This window comes from Vibrio sp. TRT 2004 (assembly GCF_050113735.1).
GTDB lineage: Bacteria > Pseudomonadota > Gammaproteobacteria > Enterobacterales > Vibrionaceae > Vibrio.
Genome location: NZ_JBNJOH010000138.1, coordinates 1 through 897, shown reverse-complemented (window position 1 = coordinate 897; position 897 = coordinate 1). Strand labels below are relative to the sequence as shown.

2 protein-coding genes are annotated in these 897 nt (G+C 40.0%); both read left to right on the top strand.

The window, feature by feature from the left end; translation table 11 throughout:
* The coding region (locus ACQEXR_RS20265; protein ID WP_427021048.1) for a hypothetical protein at window positions 1-516 on the top strand (516 nt) is incomplete at its 5' end.
* 3 nt (window positions 517-519) lie between these two features.
* Window positions 520-861, top strand: a complete 342-nt coding sequence (locus ACQEXR_RS20260; RefSeq protein WP_426952521.1) for a hypothetical protein — start codon at window positions 520-522, stop codon at window positions 859-861.
* The last annotated feature ends 36 nt before the right edge of the window (window positions 862-897 follow it).

Below are 897 nucleotides of genomic sequence, written 5' to 3'. Positions count from 1 at the left end.
CAGACTCTTCAAGCTGGAGGTATGATTATCGTGTCAGGTATAGCGGCCGCAGCAAGTGGTTCCAATAGCCGAGATGCGGTGATGCGTTCTGCTGTTAGTGTGATTACTGTTTATCTCTATAACGATATTGCACGTATGCAAGAAATGAATCGACGTTCTGGTCCTACTACAGCAAAGGATATTATGCATGGTGTCTCAAATATTGGCTTTGCCAGCGATAAGATTGCAACGGGATGCTTGCTAACAGCAAATATACCTTGTGCTACATTTTTCGGTGGGATATCACTTGGAGCAACGAGTGGGAAGTATGCTTACGACCTTTATAACGAGTCTGCCACAATGACTCAATCGGCAGACTTAGCAAATGACGTAGGCTCATTAATTTTGAACGATTTGGCTATCGAAGCACTTCCGGTACAACTTGAATTGCCCGTTATGATAGGGTTTGACGCATATGGAAAAGTTAGTGATTTTCTATTTCAAGAAGCGATGCTAAATGATCATGCAGAGGATTAAAGAGTGAAAAATGCGTTTCAAATAAAAGGTATTTACCCTAAGTTACTATTAATGATGATGTCTGGTGCAACAATTCCATTAGTATCAATCTTTATAAATGATGGGCGATATGATGTGTTAATTATTGCGATATTTTGTTTATTTGGTTTTATGCAGAAATACACACGTTTAATGTTTAAGACTGACCGTGGGTACAGGGGGCGTGTTATAGCAATATTAGTAATCTCTGCGGTAGGTTGTATTGTTATACCCGAGTTTATCGTACTAGTGATCGCGTTGCCTTGCATGTTTTATGTGTCGCTGAAGGCGTTGGAAAGCTATGCATCTAACACTATTGATAGGTAGGTGAGCTCATCAAGTACTAGATGCCACTTGAATTAA